Source organism: Cupriavidus sp. R6-3 (genome assembly GCF_059772245.1).
Window position 1 is genome coordinate 1 of the sequence record NZ_JCBAJO010000306.1, and the last position, 4,533, is coordinate 4,533.

The 4,533-nt window shown below is 67.9% G+C and carries 4 protein-coding genes and 1 pseudogene; all 5 read right to left on the reverse strand.

Going from position 1 to position 4,533, the window contains the following annotated elements; translation table 11 throughout:
- Positions 1-144 precede the first annotated feature (144 nt).
- Positions 145-1,707, reverse strand: coding sequence for a glycoside hydrolase family 68 protein (locus AC6EI8_RS24495; RefSeq protein WP_498383126.1), 1,563 nt, complete (start codon positions 1,705-1,707; stop codon positions 145-147).
- Between the two features lie 669 nt (positions 1,708-2,376).
- On the reverse strand, positions 2,377-3,345 hold the full coding sequence (locus AC6EI8_RS24500) for an aliphatic sulfonate ABC transporter substrate-binding protein (RefSeq protein ID WP_150083819.1): 969 nt from the start codon (positions 3,343-3,345) through the stop codon (positions 2,377-2,379).
- 17 nt (positions 3,346-3,362) lie between these two features.
- Positions 3,363-3,581 carry a TOBE domain-containing protein gene (locus AC6EI8_RS24505; protein ID WP_150083818.1) on the reverse strand — a complete coding sequence of 73 codons (219 nt, stop codon included), beginning with the start codon at positions 3,579-3,581 and terminating at the stop codon, positions 3,363-3,365.
- Positions 3,582-3,619: 38 nt separating this feature from the next.
- Entirely contained in the window at positions 3,620-4,237 is a 618-nt protein-coding gene (gene ssuE, locus AC6EI8_RS24510; RefSeq protein WP_498383125.1) for an NADPH-dependent FMN reductase, read from the reverse strand.
- Positions 4,237-4,533 (reverse strand): annotated as a pseudogene (locus AC6EI8_RS24515) (ATP-binding cassette domain-containing protein); the annotation flags it as partial. The pseudogene AC6EI8_RS24515 and the gene ssuE, both read right to left, overlap by 1 nt.

The window sequence follows — 4,533 nt, forward strand, 5'->3', positions numbered from 1 at the left end:
ACGCAGCCAGCAGCAGTAGCGACGGCAGTAATGGCAGCAATGGCAGCAATGGCAGCAATGGCAGTAATGGCAGTCGCCCCTTCCGCGGCGCCGCGGCCGGCCGCCTGCCTTGCAATACAGCGATCCTTTGCATCGCAACCTCCCTCAATCGAACAGCCGGCGCACCAGGTCGCCGATCAGCACGCCGCGCAGGCTGAACAGCGCCTCGCGATTGGCGGGAATGTCGCCATAGCCGCCGAGCCCATTGACGCCATAGCTGCGATCGACCGCCGTGTTGGCGCCGTGGATGTCGATGCGCACCGTCGGCGCGAGCGAACCGCCGCGCCGCGCGCCGATGGCATCGATAAAGGACTCGACCAGTCCGCCCGGCATCACGTAGTGCGAATACGACTGGAACGTGCGCGGATTCTGCGTCGGATCGAGCGCGAAAGGCTCGCCGCGCGGCCGGTTCATGTCGGTCGGATTCCCCAGCACCAGCCCGCTGCCATTGTTCAACGGCTGGTAGTCGCTGCGCACGCCGTTGCCGACGAATCCGTAGACGCCGTCCGGACCATCGACGCCTGCGGCATAGGTCGAACGATGGCTGATGGTGAACAGGTAGTACTTGCCGTCCTTGATATAGATCTGCGGCCGCTCGGTCTGGTCGTTGACGCAATTGGCCGACAGGATCGGCGGCAGGAACACCCAGCGGCTCAGCTGCCTGTTGATCGCCACCGCCAGCCCCACGTTGGCCTTCTGGAAGACCGCGCCGGAGTCCATCACCGCGTTCAGGTCCTCGCGCTGCGGATCGTTCGGCGCGTAGCCCAGGTCCTGCTCGGTGCAGGTGCGCGCGCCGCGCGGACCGGCGGTGTTGCCCTCGAACACCATGAAGGTGACGCCGGGATTCGCCGGGTCCTCGAAGGTGAAGGGATCGCGGAACGAGAAGAACTCGTTCTGCTGCCCGGTCTGGTACCACGTGCCGTCCGGCTCCAGCAGCTTCATATGCTCGTTGAAGCCGGTCAGCCGCACGCCGTTGTGGTCGGCCTCCACGCGTCCTTCCGCCTTCGCAATGATGGCGATCGGCGGCGTGATGTTGCCGCCCGACGGGCTCGATCGGTTGAACGACGTCGCGGTATAGAACACCACGATGCGGCCATCCGGCATGATGCGCGTCGAGCCGGACCACTCGGCGTTGTGGGTCATCGGCGCGCCGCCGAAGATCTGCACGCTGGCACCGTCCGGGAACAGATGCCCGCCATAGATCCAGCCGCCGTTCGCGGGCCGCCGGGAGGCCGGAATGCCGGCGCGGCGATAGAAGTAGCCGATGCGCGCATGGATATGCCGGTCGTCGAACGTATAGCCCGCATTGCGATCGGCGGTCAGCGAGAAGATGATCTCCCAGCCCTTGTAGCTGTACTGGTTGGCCCTGGCATCGGTCAGCGGCCACGTGTCCCAGACCCACACCCGATCGTTGGTCTGCGGGAAATTGGCCGGTATATCGGGCATCGTCAGATGCTGCGGCAGCGAGTTCTGCCCGGGCGTCACGTTGGGCGAGGACATCGCCGTGATCTGGCGCGCATCGGCGCGCGTCCATCGCGCGGTGAAGTTGCTGGTCGGGTCCTTGGCCTCCTGCGTATGGGGAGTGGGCGCGGGCGCGGCGGGCGGGGTCTGGGCGCGGGCCGGCGCGACCGCCAGCAGCAGGGGTACCGATGCGGTGCCCACCGCCATCAGGCACCTGCCGATGCCTTCCGGGATGCGAAGAGAAACATTGTTCATGATTACCTCGGCGTCGAAGAGACGAGCGTCTCCGATGCCGTCGCGACGACGGACATGGGAGCGCCAACAGGATCATGACGCTGGGCGGAATCGGACAGATGCGGGAAGGGGCGGCCTGTCGGGCAATACGTGGCACCGCGTGAAGCCACGTGAGGTCACGTGAAACCGCGTGACTCCGTGCGAAGCCGCGCACTGCGGACACGAGCGCGCCTCTCGGTGCAGGTCATCCGAAGCCAGCGTCTTGCCGGGGAAGTCCCCACGCGACCACAAGGACAGGTCGCGGACAAAGGCGGCATCGGCATGCTGCGCCATGCGCGCTCGTGAAGAATGACGCGGGACCTGGATGGTCCCCGTCATCGTTCGGGTCTGTGTTGGCCAGCGCGGATCATTCCTGCCGGGCATGGCCACATGAGGATTGCGAAGTGGACTGAATCGAGCCAGGGCAAGCGCCCTGCGCGTGCGCCTGCGACGGCGCCGTTACGGCCCGGGTAAACCCGGTTCACCGCAACGTAGAACGAGGTTAGTACACCGGTTGGCCGAATGCCAAGCCTTCGATCGGGGCCGGCATGCAAGCGGTCCACAAGCGGTGCGAACGCGATGTGCGCACGGTGTACGCGTTGTTCAGGCCTGCCGCCGCCAGACCGCCGAAGCGCTCACCACCACCTTGCGCGGAATGATCTGCTGCGCGTGGAAGGCATCGGCAATGCGCTGCTGCTCGTCCAGCGCCGGCGCGTCGACCGCCTGCAGCCGGTAGCTGCGGCGGCGGTTGGCGATCTCGACGGTGGCCGCGTCCAGGCCGATCAGCGGCGCGTGCCATTCCGCCGCGGCGGCGGGATTGGCCTTGACCCACTCCCCCGCCTGGGCGAGCGCATCGAACACGGTGGCGAGCACGTCGGCGCGGCGGCGCGCGAAGTCGCTTGCCGCCAGATAGAAGCGGCGATAACTGGCCAGGCCGGTGCCGTCGGCCAGCACGCGCGCCTGCGCCTGCCGCTGCGCGGCCGCGAGGAACGGGTCCCAGATGACCCACGCCGCCACGTTGCCGCGCTCGAATGCGGCGCGCGCATCGGCCGGCGTCAGATACGCCGGCTCGATATCGCGCATCGACAGGCCGTTGCGCGCCAGCGCCTCCAGCAGCAGGTAGTGCGCGCCGGCGCCCTTGGCGAAGGCGACCCGGTGGCCCTTCAATTGCGCGATCGAGGTCAAGGGCGAATCGCGCGGGACGACGATCGCCTGCGCGGTCGGCGAGGGCGTCTCGATCGCGTAGTAGGTCAGCTTCGCTCCGGCGGCGAGCGCGAACGGCGGCACCGCGTCGGCGACATCGGCGCTGAGGTCCAGCCCGCCGACATTGAGCGCCTCGAGCAGCGGCAGGCCCGAAGTGAACTCGTGCCACGACACCGAGACACCCTGCGGTGCGAGGGCCTTCTCCAGCGTGCCGCGCGACTTCAGCAGGATCATCAGCGTCGACGACTTCTGATATCCGATCCGCACGGTTTCCGGTTTGCCGCCCACCTGCGCCCGCGCCGCGCCGCCCAGCGCCCACGCCGCAATACCGGCTCCCGCCAGCAGCAGCTGCCGTCGCTTCCCCTGCATGTTGCGCCCCCCTTCTTTCATAGCGTGGCGATCGATACTTCGGTCGACTTGACCAGCGCGATCACCTCCTTGCCGACCGCAAGTTCCAGCTCCTTGACCGAGCGGGTCGTGATGACCGAGGTCACCACCAGTCCGCCGGAGGTCTCGACGTCGATCTCGGACACGACCGGTCCCTCGATGATTTCGCGGATCTTGCCGCGGAACTGGTTGCGTACGTTGATGGCATGAATCGTCATGACAGGTTCCTGGTTGAAATTGCTCGGTAATGGCGCGCTCAGACGGACCAGCGGACGCGCTCGGCCGGCCATGGCTCGCTGTTTGCCCGCGCGGACGCCGCCCGTGCCAGCTCGGCCTCGCGCTCCCTCAGTTCGCGCGCGCGGGCTGCGACGCGTTGCACCGAGCGGTCGAGCCGTTCGACGATGTCGGCCGCCGCGCTGTAGCCGCCCTCCGGCCGCGACGGCAGCTGCTGGTCGGTCGCGTAGATGCCATCGAGGATGTCGCGAGCCCCGAGCGCCGACAGCACCGGCTTGAGCGCATAGTCCAGCGCCAGCAGATGCGCGGGACTGCCGCCGGTGGCCAGCGGCAGCACGGTCTTGTCGCGCAGCCCGTCCTGCGGCAGCAGATCGAGGAAGGCCTTCAGCAGGCCGCTGTACGAGGCCTTGTAGATCGGCGTGGCGACGATCACCAGCTGCGATTCGCCGACCGCGCGCACCGCGTCCTGCAGGCGGGCGTCGCCGAAATCGGCCTGCGTCAGCGCTTGCGCGGGCAGGTCGCGCGGCCGGATCGATCGGTAGGAGGACGTGATGGCGTCCAGCCGCGAGAGCGCGAGCTCCAGCAGATAGGCGCAACGCGAAGGCGTGGAGGGACTGCCGAGAATGCCGACGATATTCATCAGAGAGGTGCCAATGCGCGGGTCTGCGCGTCGTTGTCAGGGGATGCGATGGCGGGCTGGCGCAGCACGCGCCGCAGCACGCGTTCCTCGATCGCGGCGAATGCCGGCGCGCCGTGGCTGCGCGGGCGCAGCAGCGGCACGCGCTCGTCGAGGGCGATGCGGTGGTCTTCGATCAGCACCACGCGGTCGGCCAGCGCGACGGCCTCGGCGACATCGTGCGTGACCAGCAGCGCGGTGAAGCCATGCGCCAGCCAAAGGCCCTCGATCAATTGCTGCATCTCGATGCGGGTCAGCGC